Genomic DNA, 18,842 nt, shown 5'->3' on the forward strand with positions numbered 1-18,842 from the left:
AGTGTGCGAACACTGCTCGGACCCTCCTCACCACGGGATCAGATACCGGACAGGTCGACCCAGTGCGTCAGCTTCAGCCACGCACTGCCCGTCCCCGAGAGCTGGTACTTCACCTCGGCCAGCACCCGTGGGGAGGTGAGAGAGTTCTGCGGTGGCTTGATCTGGAAGCCCCATCCGGTGTTGTAGCTATAGCTGTTCGCCGTCGGCGCCTTCTTGATGATCGACGGCACTCCACCGCCGCTGTAGATCTCCACCTTCCGCTCTTTGAGTCCGAACCCCGGGTCGGGCGTCCAGCTGCCCGTGACCTTCTCTGTCCGAATCTGATCGCCCTTCAAGGTGTACTGGATCGTGATCGACGACTTGACCGAACCGTTGTCGTGATTCCCGCCGACGGAGGACCGCGGGGCGATGATGCCCGGCTCAGTTGGAGCAGCTGATGATTCGGTCGAAGGGATCCGCGCCTCGATCGTGGCCGACGTGCTGTTCGTATCCACAGGGATCTGCTCCGACTGCTGATACACGATCGCTCCGGTCCTCACATCCGTGACGACGACTGTCGAGTTCGCGTACAGATGCTCCTCTGTCGCCGCGTGAGCGGCGGCGGGCAGCGAGAAGGACAGAAGTACCGCGGTGGCCGTGGCGAGTGCGACTTTCTTTCGTGTTTTCATGACGTCTCCGGTCGTTGGATCGGTGCCGGACGGCACCGACACTCTTTCGAGTGCGTCGAGCAGAACACACGGTGCGATTGCTGTCGCCGACTGTGTCCTGCTGTCGCCGACTGTTTCTCGCCGTCGCCGACTGTGTCGTTCGATGACGCACGGCCAGGGCACAGGCGTGCGCGGTCGATCCGAGTCGGGTGAAGACGGTCGACCTGTCGCTGTGACGCCGTGTGACACTCGATTCCGCGTGCGTCGCGCGGCCTGCCTAACGTATTCGAGTCCCCCAAGAGAGGAACTCCTTCACATGTCACGCCGTACCACTTCCATCCTGGCCGCGCTCGCCGCGGTCCCGCTCTTCGTCGCACTCACCGGGTGCGCCACGGGGTCGTCCGATGCCGGATCCGGCAGTGAGGGATCGTCCGAGAACGAGGTCGTCAAGATCGGCGTCGTCGGCGAGAGCGATCCGCAGTGGCCCGCGTTCGTGGATGCGGCTGCGGCGGAAGGCATCACGGTCGAGCTCGTCGATTTCGGTTCGTACGAGCTTCCGAACCCTGCGTTGAGCGAGGGCGAGGTGGACCTCAACCAGTTCCAGCACATCGTGTATCTGGCTCAGTACAACGAGGCATCGGGCGATGATCTCGCGGCGATCGGATCGACGCAGATCTACCCGCTGGGTCTCTATTCGACGAAGTACGATTCCGTGAAGGACATCCCGGAAGGCGAGACCGTCGCTGTACCCGATGATGCTTCGAACCAGGCCAGGGCGCTGCTGGTGCTGCAGGCCGCCGGACTCGTCGATCTGAAGGACGGCGGCACCGCCTTCTCGGATCTCGCTGACGTCGATGAGAGCACGTCCAAGGTCAAGGTCACAGCGCTGGAAGCGGCCCTCACCCCTGAAGCCCTGCCCGATGTCGCAGCAGCCGTCATCAACAACGACTTCGTGGAGGACGCGGGGCTCTCGTTCGACGACGCGCTCTTCACCGACGACCCCGAGGACCCGAGTGCGCTCCAGTACGTGAACATCTTCGCGTCGCGCGCCGAAGACGTCGACAACGAGACCTACCTCAAGCTGGTCGAGATCTTCCAGACCGACAAGAACGTGCAGGAGGGCCTGGCGAAGTCGTCGGGCGGCACCGGCGTCACGTTGCAGACACCGGCCGACGAGCTGGCCTCGCTGCTCAAGGACGTTCAGAAGGACGTCGCGGCGAACAGCTGATCAGGTCGACCTGAGAGAATCGGGCGACGCGCGAGCGTCGCCCGATTCGTCGTCTGCAGGTCGACCACGCCCTTCCTTTCCCCTTCAAGACCGGAGCACTCCATGCCCATCGTGTCCCTCGAGAACGTATCGAAGAGATACCCGTCCCCGGCTGGGGCTGACGAGCAGATCACGGCGGTCGACGGCGTCACGTTGCAGATCGATCAGGGAGATGTCTACGGCATCATCGGATACTCCGGCGCAGGCAAGTTGACGCTCGTGCGTCTCATCAATGCTCTGGAGCCTGCCTCCGAGGGGCGGATCACTGTCGATGGCGTGGAGATCACGGCTCTCGCGGAGCGCGAGCTGCGCCGGGTGCGCAGTGGAATCGGAATGATCTTCCAGCAGTTCAACCTCTTCTCGTCGAAGAGCGTGCGGGCGAACGTCGCGTATCCCCTCAAGCTGGCCGGGTGGTCGAAGCCCGACATCGAGGCGCGTGTCACCGAGCTGCTCAGCTTCGTGGGGTTGAGCGACAAGGCGCGCTCATACCCCGAACAGCTCTCCGGCGGTCAGAAGCAGCGTGTGGGCATCGCCAGAGCCCTCGCCACGAGGCCGGCCATCCTCCTCGCAGACGAGGCGACCAGCGCGCTCGACCCGGAGACCACGCACGAGGTGCTGGCACTGCTCAAGAAGGTGAACGAGGAACAGGGCGTGACGATCGTCGTGATCACGCATGAGATGGATGTCATCCAGACGATTGCGACGAAGGTCGCCGTCATGGACCGCGGTCGCGTCATCGAGCACGGCGACGTGTTCGAGGTCTTCTCCAACCCACAGCACGCCGCTTCGCAGCGGTTCGTCGGCACGGTCGTGAAGGGGGTGCCCTCTCCGTCTGAACGGGCGGTGCTCCGTGAACGTCACGATGGACGCCTCGTGACGTTCTCGTTCCGTGACGGCGGTCCGTCCCAGGCGCAGGTCTTTCTCCAGCTCGCCGACGCGGGACTGGAATTCGAGCTCGTGTTCGGGGGCATCAACGACATCCGCGGGCGTGCCTTCGGACACCTCACTCTCGCGATCCGCGGTGAGGACGGTGTCATCGAGCAGACGCTCGCGAGCATCGCCCCACATGTCGACGTGTCCGACATCGACAGCGAGGAGGTGCGCTGATGGATCGTCTCATCGAGCTGGGGCCCGAGTTCTGGACGGCTGCTGTCGAGACTCTCTACATGGTCTCTCTCACGCTGGTGCTGGGCGGCCTGCTGGGCGGTCTGATCGGCGTCGGTCTGTACCTCACCAGGCCGGGAGGGATGCTGCAGAATCGGGCGGTCTCCGCAGTCCTGAACCTCTTCATCAACTTCTTCCGCCCCATCCCGTTCGTGATCCTCATCACGGTGCTGATCCCGTTCTCGCGTTTCATCGTGGGCAGCGGCATCGGCACGAACGCCGCGATCGTGGCGCTCGTCGTGGCCTCGATGTTCGCGATCGGCCGCATCGTCGAACAGCATCTCGTCGGGGTCTCACCCGGAGTGATCGAAGCCGCACGCGCCATGGGGGCCGGCCCCTGGCGGACGCTCTTCACCGTCGTGATCCCGGAGGCCCTGGGGCCGCTCATCCTCGGGTACACGTTCGTCATCGTCGCCCTCATCGACATGACCGCGATGGCGGGTTACATCGGTGCAGGCGGTCTCGGAAACTTCGCACTGACCTACGGACGTCGTCAGTTCGAGCCCGTGGTGATGTGGGCGGCCGTGCTGCTCATCGTCGTCTTCGTGCACGTGGCGCAGACGCTCGGAACCCGCCTGGCCCGCAAGGTCATGCGCCGCTGAGGGGAGCCTCGGCGACAGGCGCCTCCTGCAGGGTGCGACGAGTGGTGAACACCCGCTCCGTCCCGCTCAGCGGATCGATGAAGCGCAGTTCACGAGCGAGCAGCTGCAGCGGGCGGTCGAAGTCGTCGGGCAGGTCGTCGAGCAGCTCCGGGTAGAACCGGTCGTTCAGGATGCCGATGCCGAGGGCGGCCAGGTGCACGCGCAGCTGATGCATCTTGCCGCTGTGCGGGCGGAGCAGCGTATGCACCACGCGATCGTCGCTGCCGATCAGCGCGATCAGCGTCTCGGCGTTCGGCTCCCTGGCATCGTCGACCTGCACACGCACCTGGGCGCGCGGCTTCTCGATGTGGTTGCGGTAGACGAGCGGGAACGAGGGGAGCTCGCCGTGATCGGGGAGCTCCGACACCGCCTCGTACACCTTCTGCACCTGCCGCTTCTCGAACATCAGCTGGTAGGCGCCGCGGGTCGCCGGTCGTGTCGAGAACATCAGCAGGCCGGCGGTCGCGCGATCCAGGCGGTGGATCGGCGCCAGGTCGGGATTGTCGAGGAGGTTGCGCAGGCGCACCAGTGCCGAGTTCTGCAGGAACTTGCCGCCGGGAGTCGTGGGCAGGAAATGCGGCTTGTCGACGATCACGAGATGCTCGTCCTGGTGCAGGACCTCGATCTCGAAGGGGATCCGCGTCTCGACGGCGGGTTCGCGGTAGTACCAGACGAATTCGACGCTGCCGAGCGGGGCGTCGCGCGGGACGGGGGAGCCGTCGGCCCGCACGATCTCGCCGCGGTCGAACCGCTGGAGAAGACGCTCGGGGTCGAGGTGGAAGAAGCGCTCGACCATGTAGGCGGCGACGGTGGGCCACGAGCCGGAGAGGGGCACGTGCAATCGTGTGGCTCCCACGCCGTCACGCACGGGGAGGGGGGAGGGCATGCCCATCAGATGCGGCCGGTCACGAGTCGAAGCTCAGGCTCAGCTTGCGCAGCAGCCCCGCGAGGCGATCCCGATCCGAGCGCGAGAGGGCCCGCAGCAGGTCGGCCTCCACGTCGACGAGACGCGTGATGGCGGCATCCACGCGGATGCGCCCATCGTCGGTGAGCGTCACCAGCACGCTGCGCCCGTCGCCGGGGTCGGCCTCGCGGCGCACGAAGCGGCGGCCGACCAGACGGTCGATCCGGTTGGTCATCGTGCCGCTCGAGACCAGAGTCTGCTGCAGCAACTGCTTGGGGGAGAGCTGGAACGGCGCCCCGGCTCGGCGCAGCGCCGAGAGCACATCCCATTCCCAGTGCTCCAGGTCGCTGCGGCGGAACACGTCGCGTCGGGCGCGGTCGAGGTGGCGCGACAGCCGGTCCATCCGCGACAGCACCTCGAGCGGGGAGAAGTCGAGGTCGGGGCGCTGGGTGTTCCACGCGCCGACGATCCGGTCGACCTCATCCACCTCGCTCATCCGCCCATTATCGCGTGTGCGGCTCGGGGATCAGGACGCCGCCGGCAGGTCGATCGTCATGAAGGTGCTGTGCGGGTCGAGGACGTAACCGCCGAACGGGCCGCATTCGCGGAAGCCGGCGGCGGAGTAGAGGGCGCGCGCCGGGACGAAGAACTCGGCGCTCCCGGTCTCGAGCGAGACACGGCTGATGCCGCGCGCCTCGGCATCCTCCAGGAGGAAGGCGAGCATGGTGCGTCCGAGACCGCGCCCGCGCAGCGCGGGGTCGGTGCGCATCGACTTGATCTCCTCGTGCCCTTCCGCCACCGTCGCCAGGGCGCCGGTGGCGACGGGGCGGCCGTCGAGGTGCCCGGCGAACAGCCGCACTCCCGGGGCGAGCAGACGCTCGAACACCAGGGCATGACGGCTCTCCGGTGGAGCCGTGTGCTCCAACTCCGCATGATGGGCGATCAGGAACTCCACGAGGGCGGGGTCTGCGGTCTCCACCCGTTCGATCACGATGCTCATGACGCCAGCATCCCAGAGCGGTGTTTCGGGTGGATGACGCACGGGGTGTCAGCGGAACCGGGGCCGGGGCATGGCAGACTTGATGCCGCGGCGCCCTCGTGGGCGGCGCGGTCCGCCGTGGTGTAATGGCAGCACGACAGCCTTTGGAGCTGTGAGGTCTAGGTTCGAGTCCTGGCGGCGGAGCATGACTGGGAACAATCTCGCCATCGTCGTCCTCGCTGCGGGACAGGGCACGCGCATGAAGTCGCGCCTGCCCAAGGTGCTGCACCCGATCAGCGGGCGTCCACTGGTGGGGCACGTGCTCACCACCGCGGGGCGGCTGCAGGCCGCGCACGTCGAGGTCGTCGTCCGTCACGAGCGCGACCAGGTGGTCGCGGCGCTCGCGGTCGATTACCCCGATGCGGTCTTCGTCGACCAGGACGACATCCCCGGAACCGGTCGTGCGGTGCAGGTGGCCGTCGATGCCCTCCCCGCCGACTTCGACGGCGACGTGCTCGTGCTCTCCGGCGACTGCCCGCTGGCCGATGTCGACACCCTCTCCGCGTTCCTGGCGGAGCACCGCGCCTCCGGCGCACCGGCCACGCTGATGACGGCGCTGGTCGACGATCCGACCGGCTACGGACGCGTCGTCCGCGACGCCGACGGGGGAGTCGACCGCATCGTCGAGCAGAAGGACGCCACCGCCGAGGAGGCCGCCGTCCGCGAGATCAACGCGGGGATGTACGTGTTCCGTGCGGCGACGCTTCGGGCCTACCTTCCGCGGGTCGGCGTCGACAACGCCCAGGGCGAGATGTACCTGACCGACGTGCCGGGCCTGCTCCGCCGTGACGGCGACCGGGTGGCGGCATCCGTCGTCTCCGACATCTCGGTCACCTTCGGCGTCAACGACCGCGCCCAGCTGGCCGAGGTCGGGCGCCTGCTCAACCAGCGGATCGTGCGTCGCTGGCAGCTCGAGGGCGTGACCGTGATCGACCCCGCCACCACCTGGATCGACGACGACGCGAAGCTCGCACCCGACGTCACGATCCTCCCGAACACGCAGATCCTCCGCGCCACGGTGATCGCCTCCGGTGCCGTCATCGGTCCGGACACGACACTCGTGGACTGCGAGGTCGGGGAGGACGCGATCGTCCGCCGCACCGATGCCACGCTGGCCGTGATCGGTGCCGAGGCGACCGTCGGCCCGTTCTCGTTCCTCCGCCCCGGCACGGTCCTCGGAGCCCGGGGCAAGATCGGCGCCTACGTCGAGACCAAGAACGCCGAGATCGGCGAGGGCAGCAAGGTTCCGCACCTCTCCTACGTGGGCGATGCGACGATCGGCCGCGGGGTGAACCTGGGCGCGAGCACCATCACGGCGAACTACGACGACGTCAACAAGCACCGCACCGAGATCGGTGACGAGGTGCACACCGGGTCGCACACGGTGCTCGTCGCGCCCGTTAGGCTGGGAGCCGGTGCGAAGACCGGTGCAGGCGCCGTCGTCCGCAAGGACGTCCCCGCCGGCGCGCTGGCCATGAGCGTCGCCCCCCAGCGCAACATCGAGGGCTGGGTCGAGAAGAACAGAGCAGGGACGGGCGCGGCGGATGCTGCGTCCCGCGAGAATTCGGCGGAATAGGCGGACATGGCGCGCAAGAAGAAGACGGTCGATCTGGATCGCGACAACGGCGTGGCCCCCGGGATCATCGCGAAGACCAAGAAGCGGCTCGTCGTCGCCGGTGGACGTTCGCATCCCGAACTCACCGCAGCGGTCGCCGAGGCCCTCGGCACCGAGATCGCACCGGTCGAGCACCGGACGTTCGCCTCGGGCGAGATCTACGCCCGCTTCGAGGTCTCGATCCGCGGTGTGGATCTCTTCCTGATCCAGACCTTCGGCGAGCCGGTCAACGAGTGGCTCATGGAGACGCTCATCATGATCGACGCCGCCAAGCGCGCGTCGGCCAAGCGCATCACCGTCGTCGCGCCGTACTATCCGTATTCGCGTCAGGACAAGAAGGGTCGCGGACGTGAGCCGATCAGCGCCCGCCTCGTCGCCGACCTGCTGAAGACCGCGGGCGCCGACCGGGTCATGAGCGTCGACCTGCACGCCGCGCAGATCCAGGGATTCTTCGACGGCCCCGTCGACCACCTGTTCGCCAAGCCCGTGCTCCTGGACTACTTCGAGCGCACGCTGTCGCCCGAAGACCGTGAGATCCTCACCGTCGTCTCGCCCGACATGGGCCGCGTGCGCGTCGCCGACACCTGGTCGGACAGCCTCGGCGCACCGCTGGCGATCATCCACAAGCGTCGCGACCCGAAGGTCGCGAACCAGGTCTCCGTGCACGAGATCGTCGGTGCCGTCGACGGCCGCACCTGTCTCCTCGTCGACGACATGATCGACACCGGCGGCACGATCGTCAAGGCCGCCCAGGCGCTCAAGGCGAACGGCGCCCATCGCGTCATCGTCGCAGCGACGCACGCGATCTTCAGTGACCCGGCGTCCGATCGGCTGCAGGACTCGTCCATCGACGAGGTCGTCATCACCGACACGATCCCGCTCACCGAGTCGCGTCGCTGGGACAAGCTGACCATCCTCCCGATCGCCCCGCTGCTGGCGCGCGCGATCCACGAGGTGTTCGAAGACGGCTCGGTGACGAGCATGTTCGGCGGCGACGCGTAACGCATCGTCACGGCACAGCCCGCGCATAGCCGGGGTGCTTACGGTCGAATGGCCGACGAGCGCGTCGGCCGACACCGAGCCGGGAGGACCACCATGATCCGCACGACCGTACCGACCTCTGTCCGTAAGGGAACCGCACTCCTCGGGATCGCGGGACTCTTCGTCCTCGCCGGATGCTCCGGAAACGCCGACGCCGAGGCGCCCGCCGACAACAGCAGCACTCCGGACGCCGGTTCCTCCTCGTCGTCCTCCGGCGGCGACTCCACGGGAACCTACGCCGACGGCACCTACACCGCCGATGGGTCGTACCAGACGCCCGAGACGGTGGAGCAGATCTCCGTCACCCTGACCCTCGCCGACGGCGTCGTGACCGATGTCGAGGTGACCGGCGACCCGCAGGCCCCAGAGAGCAAGCAGTACCAGGGGCAGTTCATCGACGGGATCGCCGAGCAGGTCGACGGCAAGGCTCTCGACGACCTGAACGTCAGCCGCGTCGCCGGCTCGTCGCTCACCAGCGGTGGGTTCAACAAGGCCGTCGAGGCGATCAAGGAGCAGGCCGCCGCCTAGGCGCCTGATCCACCATGGCCAGCTGGCGTTTCGAGGCCATCGGGACGCAGTGGGAGATCGAGACGACGGAACCCCTGCCAGAGTCGGCACGCGCCGCGGTGATGGCGGAGATCGACCGCTTCGACCGCGAGTGGTCCCGATTCCGTGCAGATTCGGAGGTCGTGCGCCTCGGACGTGAGGGGGGCGGCTTCGCCTCCGTCGATGCCCGGCCGATGCTCGACGCGTACCGTGGGCTCTCCGCCGCGACCGGAGGCGCCGTCAACCCGCTCGTCGCGGACAGCCTCGACGCGCTCGGGTACGACGCCGACTACTCCCTCGTGCCGGGTGAACCTGTGCGCGCCCCGGCGGACTGGGAACAGGACGTGTCCTGGACGGATACCGATGTCACGGCCTCGGCGCCTGCCCTGATCGATGTCGGCGCGCTCGGCAAAGGGCGTCTCGTCGACCTCGTGGCGGCGGTGTTGGCAGCGGTGCCCGGAGACCTCGTGGTCGACGCCGGTGGTGACATCCGGGTCCGCGGCTCCGGTGTGCGCATCGGCCTCGAGCACCCGTACGATCCGACGAAGGCGATCGGGGTCGTCGACGTGCACGACCAGGCGCTGTGCGCCTCGGCGATCAACCGGAGGGCGTGGGGGAGCGGGCTGCATCATGTGCTGGATGCCCGCACCGGGATGCCCGTGCGCACGTGGGCCGCGACCTGGGCATGGGCGCCGGAGGCGATGACGGCCGACGCCGTGGCGACGGCTCTCTTCTTCGACGGCGGTGTCGAGCTCGCAGCGATGTGGAACGTCGAGTGGGTGCGCATGAGCACCGACGGGCGCGTGCAGCGCTCGCCCGGATGCCCGGCCGAACTGTTCGTCGCCGCGGGGGCGTCGCACCCCTCAGGTCGGAATTAGGGAAGAGTGGAGAAGTGATCACCTCATTCGCCGCCGCACGACAGCGGGTCCTCGCGGTGCTGGGCTCGCTGTCGATGTACCGCCTCGTGCTGTTCGCGCTCGTCGCACTCGCGGTCATCGCCTTCGTCCTGTCGCTCTTCGGCGTGATCGTCTCGCCGACCCCGCTCGAGCTCGTGGCCTCGTTCCTCGTGCTCGCGGTCGTCATCTCCGCCGTGGACGCGGTGGCGCAGCGCATCCTCCGACTCCCCTGGCGCGTCGAATCGTCACTGGTGACCGCACTCATCCTCCTGTTCGTCCTCCGGCCGGGCATCGAGCCTGGCGCGCTCCTCGGTCTCGCTCTCGCCGGCGCCGTCGCAAGTGTCTCGAAGTACCTGATCGCGTGGCGCGGGCGGCACATCTTCAACCCCGCCGCGTTCGGGGCGGCCGTGGTCTCGATCCTCGGCGCTTTCGGAGCGTTCGAGTGGCTGGGGACCTCGTCGTCGTGGTGGGTCGGCACGCCGGTGCTCACGATCCCTGTGGCGGTGCTGGGCCTCGCCGTGCTGTGGCGCACCGAGAAGATCCGGATCGTGCTGGTGTTCCTGCTCGTCGCCGTCGCCACGTCGGTCGTGCGTCAGATGGTGCAGGCCACAGAGTTCGACATCTCGTTCGACATCGTGACGGCGCTGCAGTTCGCGGTGCTGCAGTCGCCTTTCCTGTTCCTCGGGGCGTTCATGCTCTCGGAGCCGCTGACCCTCCCGCCGCGCCGTCGGCAACAGCTCGTCGTGGCCGTCGTGGTGGGTCTGCTCGCGGGGTGGCCGATCTCGGTGGCCGGGCTGTTCACCCTCGGTCAGGAGCGTGCGCTGCTGATCGGCAACCTGGTGGCGTTCGCGTTCGCCCTGCGCGGTTCTGTGCGGCTCGTGCTCGAGCGGCGTGAGTTCGTCACCCCGACCGCGCAGGAGCTGACGTTCCGTGCCAAGGGGCGCGTGCGCTTCCTTCCGGGGCAGTACCTCGAGCTCGACGTTCCGCATCATCGCCCCGACGCACGCGGAACCCGTCGAGAGTTCAGCATCGTGTCGGCACCGGCTGATCTTCCGACGTTGCGCATCGCGTACAAGAACGGCGACCAGAAGCATCCGTCGAGCTACAAGCGCGCTCTCGCCGCCGCAGAGCCGGGGGCGACCTTCGCGGTGACCGGCACCTGGGGGGATTTCATCCTTCCTCGCGGAGACCAGCCGGTGCTCATGGTCGCGGCCGGCATCGGGGTGACACCGTTCGTCTCGCAGCTGCGGCAGTTGCAGGCGACCGGTCAGCGCCGCGATGTGGTGCTCGTGTATGTCGCCTCCGACGCCTCAGAGCTCGCCTTCCGCGATGAGCTCGCTGCGACGGGGGTGCGCACCGTGGTGTTCACACGTGACGAGCCTGGCGATCTGCCCGCGCACTGGTCCTGGGCGCGAGGCGCACGTCTGGATGCGGAGACCCTGGAGCGCGCCGTCGCCGACCTGGCCATGCGTCATGCGTTCATCTCGGGCCCGCCGCGGCTCATCGCCGACCTCGCCCCTGCCCTGCAGAAGGCCCGCAGCCTCACCACCGACGCGTTCGCCGGATACTGAGCCGAGGGACCCGTCGGGTCAGGCCTCGGCGGTGTCGTCGTCGGCTGCCGCCGGGTTACGCGGGATGCGGACGGTGAAGGTCGTGTCACCGGGTTCGCTGGTGACGGTGATGAAGCCATGGTGCCCTTCGACGATGGCCTTCGCGATCGCGAGTCCGAGGCCCGTGCCGCCGGTCTGCCGGGCCCGCGAGCTGTCTCCACGGGCGAAACGGGCGAACAGCTCGTCACGGATGGCGGGGTCGATGCCCGGACCGTCGTCGTGCACGCGCAGCACGGCATCCTCACCCTCCTGCGCGACGCTCAGTGTCACGGTCGTGCCGGCTGGCGTGTGGGTGCGGGCGTTCGCGAGCAGGTTCGCGACGACCTGATGCATGCGTCCGGCGTCTCCCACGATCGTGACGGGTTCATCGGGCACGTCGATGTTCCAGTGGTGGTCGGCCGCGGTCGGGCGTGCGTCCGAGAGGCCTTCGAGGGCCAGCTGGGTCAGGTCGACCGTGCCGTAGACGAGCTCCTGGCCTTCGTCGAGTCGGGCCAGCAGCAGCAGGTCCTCGACGAGGCGGGTCATCCGCAGCGACTGGGCCTGGATGCGCTCCAACGACGAGGTCGTACCCTCGATGACCTCGGGACGCTCCGCCTGCGCGTTCGACTGACGCAGCGCGCGCAGCGACAATTCCGAGTATCCACGGATGGAGGCGAGCGGGGTGCGCAGCTCGTGGCTGGCGTCGGCGACGAAGCGCCGCATCCGCTCCTCGTTCTTCTGGCGGGAGGCGAGCGACGTGTTCACATGATCGAGCAGCTTGTTCAGGGAGGCGCCGACGATCCCGGTCTCGGTGCGCGGATCCGCCTCGGACGCCGGTACGCGCTCGGTGATCGTCACCTCGCCGCGATCGAGCTGCTGGTTGGCGACCCTGGTCGCGGTCATCGCGACAGCACGCAGTGGTCGCAGACTCACTCTGATCGTGATCGCAGTGGTCAGCGCCAGCAGGATGAGCCCGCCGATGGTCGCGAGGGCGATGACGGTGAGCAGTTGCGTGAGCTGGTTCTGGATCTCGTCACGGGGGAGTCCGGTGACAACCACGACGCCCGTGCTCGCAGGGTTTGCGACGACCCGGTAGGAACCGAGCCCCGCGAGCGAGACGGTCGCCGGCGTGCCGCTGCCCAGAGCGCTGATGAGTTCGTGCAGTTGATCCGCTGTGAGAGCCTGGGATGTTCCGCCGAGGTCGCCGTTCGAGTTGTCGAAGGCGATTCCGGTTGCCCCGGTGACAGGACTCGCGACGGCGAACAGCAGGCCGGGAATCTGCGGGTTGCCGCCCTTGAGGATGTTGTCGACCGTGGCTCGTTCAGCCGGGACCTGTTGGACGAGCTGCTTCGTGATGCCCGCGGCATAGCTCTCGACCTTCTCGTCGAGCTGCCGCTCCAACGTGCTGCCCAGCGTCGCGCTGGTGATGACGGCGACGATGATGAGGATCAGCGAGACGAATCCGATCACGGCGGTCATCAGCCGTGTCTGCAGGCTCATCGGCCGTCTCATCACCGTCGCTGAGCTCACTGCGGAGCCTTGATCATGTAACCGACGCCCCGGACGGTGTGCAGCAGCGGTGTGCGGCCGGCATCGATCTTCTTGCGCAGGTAGGAGATGTACAGCTCGACGACCGACGACTTGCCGCCGAAGTCGTAGCTCCACACCCGGTCGAGGATCTGCGCCTTCGAGAGCACACGGCGTTCGTTCCGCATCAGATAACGCAGCAACTCGAACTCGGTCGCGGTGAGCTCGATCTCGGTGCCGTCGCGCACGACCTCGTGGCTGTCCTCGTTCAGGGTGAGGTCGGCGACGCGCAGGATCGACTGCCCGTCGTCGGCCGTGGCGTGACCGGTGCGCCGGATGATCGCGCGCAGACGGGCGATCACCTCTTCCAGGCTGAACGGCTTCGTGACGTAGTCGTCGCCGCCCGCGGTGAGCCCGGCGACGCGATCGCCCACGGCGTCCTTCGCGGTGAGGAAGAGCACCGGGACGAGGTTGCCGGACTCGCGGAGCCGCTTGAGCACGGACATCCCGTCGAGATCGGGCATCATGATGTCGAGCACCAGTGCGTCGGGCTCGAACTCGCGCGCCACCTGGAGGGCTTCCATCCCGGACGAGGCCGTGCGCACCTCCCAACCCTCCATGCGCAGGGCCATGGCGAGGAGATCGGTGAGCATCTGCTCGTCGTCGACGGCGAGGATGCGCAGGGGGGAGCCGTCGGGGCGGCGCAGTTCGGGCAGGTCGCTGGTCATGTCCCTATTCTGCGGAATCTCCTATGCGATTTCTATGGAGAATGCTATGTGTTCTCTGAGAGATGCCGCGTCGGCGAGGAGATGACATACTCACGCGATGCGCTCGTCGGGAAGCGCGAGGAAATCCATGCCGTCCTGCAGGGCGAGTCGGTCGGACAGGACGCCGACCGGTCCGTCGAGGTGACCGCCTGCGCGCACCCCGAGCCTCTTCGGGCCCGACAGCGCGTGATAGACCGCGAACTGCCCGCGCGGGTCCACTGCGGGGTCGAGCACCGCCGCGCTGACGTGCACGGGTATGCGCAGGCGCCGTGCGGCGGTCGCCGCATCGAAGTAGTCGAGCACCGGCCGCACCTCCGGGTGGTGACGGAGGTGCTGGCGAACGGCCTCTCCGCTCCCGGTGCAGTGCCGCGAGAGGCGCACGTCGTGGTTCCCGAAGCTCGGCACGTCGAGAGCTGCACGGCGGAACCGGGTATCCCAGGGGAGCGCCAGGGCTCCGATGCCGCCGCCGAAGCTGCCGCCGCTGAAGTCGAGAGCTGTCGCCGCCGACGGCGCCATCTCGAGGAGGACCGTCGCTGCCCGCCAGATGTCGGCTGCGCTGAACCGATGCGAGTACGTGTCGCGGTGTGCGATTCCGGCCAGCACGTGTTCGTCGGGCGAGGCGGGGAAGCGGCTGGCGGTGCCGACGTGCGTCCCGGGGGCGACGGGGAAGATCGCCGCGGTGCCGGCGGGCACCCGTTCGATGTCCGGTCCGGTCCGACCGCCGTATCCATGTCCGACGACGAGGCTGCTGTGGACGTCGGTGGTGGCGTGCGGCAGCATCACGAAGGCGGTGGCGTCTTCCCCGGCCGAGGAGCGGAAGCGGATCTCCGTCACACCATGCGTCGCGGTCGCGGGGTGCTCCAGTGCGACCTCCCACGCCACCGGTCCGACGCCGAACTCCTGGAACGTCGCCTGCCAGAAGTCGTCGAAGTCGTCGGGCTCGTCCGGCGATGCGAGCGGTGTGAGCAGGGCGCCCAGCGAGTACTCGGTCATCTCCTCGGGAGGGTTGTGGGTCACCGCGGGCGTCCTTTCCGGATGGTCTGCCTCGATGACGCTACCGGCGCCGACAGGGGGAGGAGCGCGCGTGATCGGCGAGGCGGATCCATTGACATGATCGCATATGAATTGCAGTATGTGCATCATGGATTCAATAGCTGGCAACGGAGCCGAAGACAATCCCCTGCTGTGGAGCCGCCGCTCCGTGCTGCGCATGCTCGTGATCGCCGGTGTGCTTCCTCCGGTGCTGGGCTCGCCCTACGGCTCGGCCCCCGCCGCAGCGACAGAACTCACGACGTCGGGCGGGGTCTACGCCGATGCCCTCCGCCGCCTGGACAAACCGAACCTGGCGTTCACGCAGGTCGCGCAATTGGTCGGGGACGACCACCGCATGACGTTCTTCCAGGCCACCTGGGACGGCGGGGCGACCATCGTGCGCGATCTCGAGGTCAAGCGCAACGGCGGCTGGCTGGCGATCACCGATCCCGCCCACCGGTTCGACGAGCAGTGGCTGGTGCTGGAGGGGACGCTGCCGTCGGGGAGCGCGCCGGAGCTGTACGGGCCGCTCACGCCCAGCTGGCTCGGATTCACCTCGTTCCAGGTGCTCGGGCCGCAGGCGATCGAGCTGACCACGAGCACCGACGACGTCGACCTGGTCGTGCGGTGGCGTCTGGAGGGCAGCCATCCTGAAGCGCACTATGTGGTGACGGCCAAGACTGCGGGGGACTACATCGTCGGCTATCAGAGCCAGGACACGAAGTCGCTCGACGACCTCGACGAGGTGCTGTGCGGTTCGTACCAGCACGCTCTCTCGGTGCTCGACGGTTCCGCGCCCCTGGGAGCGTGGGAGCTCTTCGCCCCGATGGCGCTGACGCAGTATTCCGTGGGCGACGTCGCCGTCACCTCGGGAGTGTACCTGCCGTCGGAGGTGGCCGAGTTCGTGCACGAACGGCAGCTCATGTCGGATCGGCAGCCGTACGGCATGAGCCTGCGCAACGACAGCCTTGACATCGTGCCGTCCATGTACTCGCCGCAGCCCGGGCTGCGCACGGCCATGACGGTCGGACAGCAGCGCGGCTTCGCCTTCGGCATCGCCGCTCGAGCCGACACCGTGTACGGCACGTACACGCAACTGTGTCGGAACGAGTACGGCCTCACCGCGTATCGGCGCAATGTGTACGACCGTTCGCTGACCGACGCGGTGCACGCGATGACCGCCCTGATCGCGGTCGAGCCGAGCGGCGACGATTCCGTCGACTACGTGCCTTCGTACTCGGGCTGGTGGAACCGCGCCAAGGGATTCGTCGACGTCGAGAACGAGGATGCGGTCCGCACGGCGGCCAGCGGAGTCGTGCTCGCCGCGCACTACCTGACCGGGACCGCCGACAGCACGCTCTACGACCGTCGTGCGCGTCCGCTCGTGGAGTACCAGCTCTCCCGCAAGGGCATCGGGCACACGCCGATGATCGGCAGCCCGGTGTACAACGACAAGACGCAGTACCGGATCGGGAAGATCCCCACCGATGCCGTGAACCTCGCGTCGCTCTACCAGCTCACGCACGGCCGCAACGCCGGCATCCAGCGGCTTGCGGTGCAGGCGACCAAGGCGGGCGTGGTCGGGCAGAGCAGGGCGCCGTTCTCGAACGCGCTGGCGACCTACCGCGTCACGGGGGATCCCGCCTATCTGGCGGAGGCGACGCTGATCGCCCGGAGGTATGCGCAGGAGCAGATCCTCACGCCGTATCGCAGCAACGGCCAACCGCCGGGAGGCTTCGCCTACAGCTTCTCGAAGTACTGGGTCGACCTTCTGGAGATGTTCGAGGCGACGGGCGAGACCGAGTTCCTCGACGGGGCATATCGCGAGGTGCAACGGTTCATCACGCAGACGGCGGTGCGCCCGGTTCCCGACACGAACGTCACGGTCCCGGTCGGAGCCGTCATCAAGCAGCAGTACGACTGGGAGTCGCGTTCGTCGCTCCCGTCCTACCCGACGACGAACGTTCCGACGGAGACGGTGCCGGCCTGGTACGTCTCGCCCTCCGGCCTGACGTTCGAGGCGCTGTCGTCGTTCAAGCTCGGCGTCAGCACCCTGACCAACCCGGGCGGCGGCTACGTGTTCAACCCGTGCTGGGCCGGAGCTCTGCTGCGGCTGGCGCATCACACCGGAGACGAGCTGCTCGCCGACATCGCGCATAACATGGTGATCGGACGGTTCACCACGTATCCCGGCTACTACGGGCGGCAGTTCCAGGTCGCGCACATGAAGCCCGACTTCGCGACGAGCGGTCCGGTGGGGATCACGGGGTACTACTTCCACCACGCGCCCGCCCAGCTCGGACTCGCGATGGACTACCTGATCAGCGAGAGCTTCTACCGCAGCGCCGGCGCTATCGAGTTCCCGCACGTGTTCGAGGCCGACTTCGCCTACTTCAAGTTCTTCGCCTACGGTCATGCGCCGGGAACGTTCTTCGGCGAGGACGGCGTGTGGCCGTACTTCCCCGAGGGGCTCATCGGGGTCGACAACCCTCTGGTCAACTGGATCGGCGGCGTCGGCAACGGTGCCCTGTACGTGAGCCTCACCAACTCCGCGGGCACCGCGCAGCAGGTGGTCGTCGACCTCTCCACTGATCTCACCGGCCTGCCCCGCAGCTCGTCGACCGCGGTCGAGGTGGTCGCCGCGAACGGCGCCCGCTCGACCTCGGCGGCCCAGAACGGTCGCATCACCGTCACGGTGCCCGCACGCGGACTGCTGGCCCTGGTGGTGCGGAACGTCACGGTGCAGCGGCCGGGGCTGCCGTTCGATGACGTCGTCGATCACGGGCGCGACAGCTTCCACGAGCTCGACTCCGATCCCGCCACCGAGTACGGGGTCGCGCGCGGGATGCTTCTGGTGCGTCCCGACGGGCAGGGGTACGACGCCTACGTGCAGATCGACACCGAGCAGCAGGCCACGCTGTCGTACCGCATCGGTGCGCAGGCGGTGCAGCAGGCTCCGCAGAAGGCGTACCCGTTCGAGTGGACGATCCCCGTCGACGACCTCACCAAGACGTTCCGGTACACGATCACCTCCGGGGGCACGACCACGCCCGAGGTCACCCTCCAGCTGCCGTCGCGGATCAGCGGGGCCAACCCCGGGCTGGCGGGCGATGTGATCGCGCAGGCGACCGGAACCGCGGGAGACCGGGTTCCCTTGATCATCGAAGTGCGCAATGCGACGGACGACCCCGTCACCGGCACCGTGGCTGTGACCCTGCCGTCTGGCTGGAGCCTCGACGGTGCCGTCCCGGCGATCTCCGTTCCCGCGCAGGGCTCCGCGCGGGTCGAGTCCGCGGCCGTCATCGCGACCGCAGCGGCGCTCGGCGAGGTCGAGGTGAAGGCGAAGCTGTCGGTCGCCGGCGAGGACCCCGTGACGCTGCGCCCCGCCGCGATCGAGGTGATCGACCGTCGCCGCCTGGTGTCGCTCACCTCGGACGTCGAGATCGTCAGCGGTCCCGGCGCGGTCGCGAAGCTGACGGCACTCGTCATCAACACCGGGGTCACCCCGCTGCAGGGCACGCTCGCGCTCTACGGCCTCACCGGGTGGAGCGTCGGGCAGCAGAGTGCGACGATCACGGTGCCGCCGAGGTCGGATCTGACCCACACCTGGACGGTGACGGCAGGGGCCGGCGTCGCGCCGGGATCGTCGACCCGATTCGAGGCGCGCCTGGACCAGACTCTGCGACGCGGAGTGCTCGTGCGCGTCGCCGATGAGGGCGTGATCGCACACACGCAGTCGCCGTGGCCGGGCTACCTGGAATCGGGCAACTGGTACCCCAGTGGACTCTCCGGCTGGAACGGCACGCGCACGCGCTACAGCGACTCCGACTCCGTGGGCAGCACCGTAACGTGGAACGTCGACCTTCCGCAGGCGGGGCTCTACCGCGTCTCGGTCTGGTACCCGACGAACCCCACGACCACGACCGCGGCCGCCTACGTCGTCGAGCATCAGAACGGCAGCTCCGAGGTGATCGTGGATCAGACCCAGGGCGCGGCAGCGTGGCGATCGCTGGGTTCGTTCCGCTACGCGGCCGGTGCGACCGGAACAGTGCGGCTCGAGGTCCGCAACACCAGCATCCACCGCGTCAGCGCGGCGCAATTCGTGCGCATCGGGGACTGACATGACGAAAGGGGTGGGCCGGTCGGAGAGATCCGGCCGGCCCACCC

Annotated in this window: 16 protein-coding genes and 1 tRNA gene; 10 read left to right on the forward strand and 7 right to left on the reverse strand. The window is 68.0% G+C overall.

What is annotated here, in order from left to right; all coding sequences use genetic code 11:
- Positions 1-38: 38 nt before the first annotated feature.
- Positions 39-668 (reverse strand): hypothetical protein, encoded by a 630-nt coding sequence (locus GLO27_RS02080; protein WP_136025231.1) that lies wholly within the window; start codon positions 666-668, stop codon positions 39-41.
- Positions 669-963: 295 nt separating this feature from the next.
- Between GLO27_RS02080 and GLO27_RS02085 the strand changes: the two genes are divergently transcribed.
- The 3 genes from GLO27_RS02085 to GLO27_RS02095 all read left to right on the forward strand — a co-directional run bounded on the left by GLO27_RS02085 (position 964) and on the right by GLO27_RS02095 (position 3,680).
- On the forward strand, positions 964-1,875 hold the full coding sequence (locus GLO27_RS02085; protein WP_021198778.1) for a MetQ/NlpA family ABC transporter substrate-binding protein: 912 nt from the start codon (positions 964-966) through the stop codon (positions 1,873-1,875).
- A 102-nt stretch (positions 1,876-1,977) separates the two neighbouring features.
- Complete coding sequence (locus GLO27_RS02090; RefSeq protein WP_167253377.1) at positions 1,978-3,021, forward strand: methionine ABC transporter ATP-binding protein; 1,044 nt, start codon at positions 1,978-1,980, stop codon at positions 3,019-3,021.
- Complete coding sequence (locus GLO27_RS02095; RefSeq protein WP_021198776.1) at positions 3,021-3,680, forward strand: methionine ABC transporter permease; 660 nt, start codon at positions 3,021-3,023, stop codon at positions 3,678-3,680. The genes GLO27_RS02090 and GLO27_RS02095 overlap by 1 nt, the downstream gene beginning before the upstream one ends.
- Here the strand turns inward: GLO27_RS02095 and GLO27_RS02100 are convergent.
- From GLO27_RS02100 to GLO27_RS02110, 3 genes are read right to left on the reverse strand one after another with little or no spacing between them, the layout of a single operon-like run.
- A complete protein-coding gene (locus tag GLO27_RS02100) occupies positions 3,667-4,605 on the reverse strand; it encodes a pseudouridine synthase (protein WP_208323475.1) in 939 nt (312 codons plus the stop codon). The genes GLO27_RS02095 and GLO27_RS02100 overlap by 14 nt on opposite strands.
- A 19-nt stretch (positions 4,606-4,624) precedes the next feature.
- The gene (locus GLO27_RS02105; RefSeq protein ID WP_021198774.1) at positions 4,625-5,119 is read right to left on the reverse strand and encodes a MarR family transcriptional regulator; all 495 of its coding nucleotides are present in this window, start codon (positions 5,117-5,119) and stop codon (positions 4,625-4,627) included.
- A gap of 30 nt (positions 5,120-5,149) precedes the next feature.
- A complete protein-coding gene (locus GLO27_RS02110; protein WP_167253381.1) occupies positions 5,150-5,623 on the reverse strand; it encodes a GNAT family N-acetyltransferase in 474 nt (157 codons plus the stop codon).
- A gap of 111 nt (positions 5,624-5,734) precedes the next feature.
- On the opposite strand from GLO27_RS02110, the gene GLO27_RS02115 reads away from it, so the two are divergent.
- The 6 genes from GLO27_RS02115 to GLO27_RS02140 all read left to right on the forward strand — a co-directional run bounded on the left by GLO27_RS02115 (position 5,735) and on the right by GLO27_RS02140 (position 11,331).
- Positions 5,735-5,806 (forward strand) — tRNA-Gln (locus GLO27_RS02115).
- 1 nt (position 5,807) lies between these two features.
- Positions 5,808-7,238 (forward strand): bifunctional UDP-N-acetylglucosamine diphosphorylase/glucosamine-1-phosphate N-acetyltransferase GlmU, encoded by a 1,431-nt coding sequence (gene glmU, locus GLO27_RS02120; protein WP_167253383.1) that lies wholly within the window; start codon positions 5,808-5,810, stop codon positions 7,236-7,238.
- Between the two features lie 6 nt (positions 7,239-7,244).
- Positions 7,245-8,279: a ribose-phosphate diphosphokinase gene (locus tag GLO27_RS02125; RefSeq protein WP_021198771.1), complete on the forward strand. Its 1,035-nt coding sequence runs from the start codon at positions 7,245-7,247 to the stop codon at positions 8,277-8,279.
- Positions 8,280-8,372: 93 nt separating this feature from the next.
- Positions 8,373-8,846: an FMN-binding protein gene (locus tag GLO27_RS02130; RefSeq protein ID WP_167253385.1), complete on the forward strand. Its 474-nt coding sequence runs from the start codon at positions 8,373-8,375 to the stop codon at positions 8,844-8,846.
- A gap of 14 nt (positions 8,847-8,860) precedes the next feature.
- The gene (locus GLO27_RS02135) at positions 8,861-9,742 is read left to right on the forward strand and encodes an FAD:protein FMN transferase (protein WP_167253387.1); all 882 of its coding nucleotides are present in this window, start codon (positions 8,861-8,863) and stop codon (positions 9,740-9,742) included.
- Between the two features lie 14 nt (positions 9,743-9,756).
- On the forward strand, positions 9,757-11,331 hold the full coding sequence (locus GLO27_RS02140; RefSeq protein WP_167253388.1) for a flavodoxin reductase: 1,575 nt from the start codon (positions 9,757-9,759) through the stop codon (positions 11,329-11,331).
- An 18-nt stretch (positions 11,332-11,349) separates the two neighbouring features.
- On the opposite strand, the gene GLO27_RS02145 is transcribed toward GLO27_RS02140, so the two are convergent.
- The 3 genes from GLO27_RS02145 to GLO27_RS02155 form a co-directional block, all read right to left on the reverse strand.
- Positions 11,350-12,849, reverse strand: coding sequence for an ATP-binding protein (locus GLO27_RS02145; RefSeq protein ID WP_021198767.1), 1,500 nt, complete (start codon positions 12,847-12,849; stop codon positions 11,350-11,352).
- Positions 12,850-12,875: 26 nt separating this feature from the next.
- Entirely contained in the window at positions 12,876-13,604 is a 729-nt protein-coding gene (locus GLO27_RS02150) for a response regulator transcription factor (protein WP_017828429.1), read from the reverse strand.
- Between the two features lie 90 nt (positions 13,605-13,694).
- Complete coding sequence (locus GLO27_RS02155) at positions 13,695-14,660, reverse strand: acetylxylan esterase (protein WP_021198766.1); 966 nt, start codon at positions 14,658-14,660, stop codon at positions 13,695-13,697.
- A 124-nt stretch (positions 14,661-14,784) separates the two neighbouring features.
- Here GLO27_RS02155 and GLO27_RS02160 point away from each other — a divergent pair, with 124 nt between their 5' ends.
- Positions 14,785-18,795 carry a hypothetical protein gene (locus tag GLO27_RS02160; protein WP_167253390.1) on the forward strand — a complete coding sequence of 1,337 codons (4,011 nt, stop codon included), beginning with the start codon at positions 14,785-14,787 and terminating at the stop codon, positions 18,793-18,795.
- Positions 18,796-18,842: the final 47 nt, after the last annotated feature.

The sequence above is a fragment of the Microbacterium sp. Be9 genome, from assembly GCF_011754135.1.
GTDB classification, from domain to species: Bacteria; Actinomycetota; Actinomycetes; order Actinomycetales; family Microbacteriaceae; genus Microbacterium; species Microbacterium maritypicum_A.